Raw genomic sequence first — 1828 nt, 5'->3', positions numbered from 1 at the left:
CTCATGATCAATGACCAGGTTCTCGGTCTCCCATAAGACCTGGACTTGTTTTTCTTTCGMCAATTGAATTAACGAAAGATAATAGGGCAGTTTATCCTCCAAGTACATGGTCTTTAATACATTAAATGATTGAAGACCGGTCACATCAAACGTATAACAAACTTGGCCAGATTGAAAGGTAATGTCTTTTGCCGGTAGAAAAGATGAAGTATGCTGCAGTGTTTGCATTTTTTCTTTATACCAGTTCTGGATTTCGTTCATTTCCTGTGTATTAAACGTCGAAAGTGGTTGTAAATAGGAAATGGTATTCCCTTCAACTTCAAATGTTCCGACCCTATTCGCAATCGTTCGAATAACCATCTCTTTTCATTCCTTTCATTTCCCCGTTACCTAGGTTATTGAAGTTCAGCGTAATTGGATAGCAGCTCTTTTACTTCCTGTTTAAACTCATCTTGCGCTGCCTTTACTTCATCTTCGGGAATGTTGGTTTTTATTGAAGAAAATTCCTTGTCTATTTCTTTCAAGTCAAAATTAAGAGAATTAACGATTGGGTTAAAAGAAAAATATAAATTTCCAGAATCATCTTTTACAAAGCTAATAGAAGTTGATTCACTTTCTTCTTTACTTGGATATGAAATTTTTATATCTGTAAACACTAATTCGGTGATATTAAATTCATCTGAGTGATATGTTTCCCATTTTTCTTCATTTACTTGTAACACTGGAGCTTCAATAGCGTCATAGTTACAATTACCAAACGAGCAATCTTCAGAGCTTAATGGATTAAACGTCACTTTCAAATCTCCTCTATTTTCAATTAAAMTATGCGGATATTTTTCAAGAAAAGGCTTTATAACAAGTTCTCCACTCTTTTCATTCGCTTTTTGGACTAATATTTCATTATCTCCAACACCAATTTCTCCCTTAGAGATCGCCTTATTTGTTTCACTTTCCCAAGATATGAGATTTCCCTCTAAATCCTTTATCATCTTCATGGCCTTCTCTGTATCTTTTAGGTTAAACACGGATTTCGCTTTTTCGTCACTAACATCCTTTGGCTTATCGTCTTGATTACATCCCGTTAAGATTAGTAATAGAATGACTGAAAAAATATTGATGATTACCTTTTTCATTGATTATTACCCCCTTATCTTTTTGCATATCTAGCTACATATTTTACTGTAGATCCCATAGCTCTTGCAGACCCCGTTGATGCACCAAATTGGCTTAGCAATGTGGGAATCGACAGTCCTACAATGAAAAATATCATCCCTATCAAAAGGTTGCCACTTTGTAAGTTAATTAGGGTTTTTACCCCTAAAACAAAACACAACAATTGTAGCGTTAACGTTAATACATTACTCACGACGATTTTCAGCCAGAGACTAAAGAAATTGTATTGATCATTCACGATCGTCGGAATGGCCATAACACCTGAAATGTATAAAACCACGAACAACACCGTTCGATACAAGAGAGAGATGAAAAAAACAAACAAAATAGCCGAAATGACCACCATCAGGATTATTCCATATCCTACTGAGTTCACTGCCAACACCTGCATCACGTTATAATGTGTCGCTGGGTTTTTCAACAAGGTCTCAGTCAGTATTTGCGTCAATTCCAATATCCAGTTGAAAAGCTCACCGTATATGCCTAGCAAAATCGATCCTGTCACGACTGCCACTACTTTTTCATATAGCGTGTTCATTCCTTCCTCACCATTAGCTGAGTACAAAATTATAATTTTCACAGTCTGCCAAAGAAGGAAAATAGCTGCCATCGTCCACGCTAATGATTTGAAATTTAACATGTATCCCTCATATGT

Annotated in this window: 3 protein-coding genes; all 3 read right to left on the bottom strand. The window is 35.9% G+C overall.

Translation table 11 applies throughout. From position 1 onward, the window contains the following. A partial coding sequence (locus AC1DSL_RS17825; RefSeq protein ID WP_477533261.1) for a hypothetical protein occupies positions 1-360 on the bottom strand: 360 nt, incomplete at its 3' end. Between the two features lie 35 nt (positions 361-395). Next, entirely contained in the window at positions 396-1133 is a 738-nt protein-coding gene (locus AC1DSL_RS17820) for a hypothetical protein (protein WP_477533260.1), read from the bottom strand. 14 nt (positions 1134-1147) lie between these two features. Further along, a partial coding sequence (locus AC1DSL_RS17815) for a conjugal transfer protein TrbL family protein (RefSeq protein ID WP_477533259.1) occupies positions 1148-1828 on the bottom strand: 681 nt, incomplete at its 5' end.

It is taken from the genome of Paenisporosarcina sp. P4_D4, from assembly GCF_056401835.1.
This window is presented reverse-complemented; position numbering and strand designations above follow the sequence as displayed.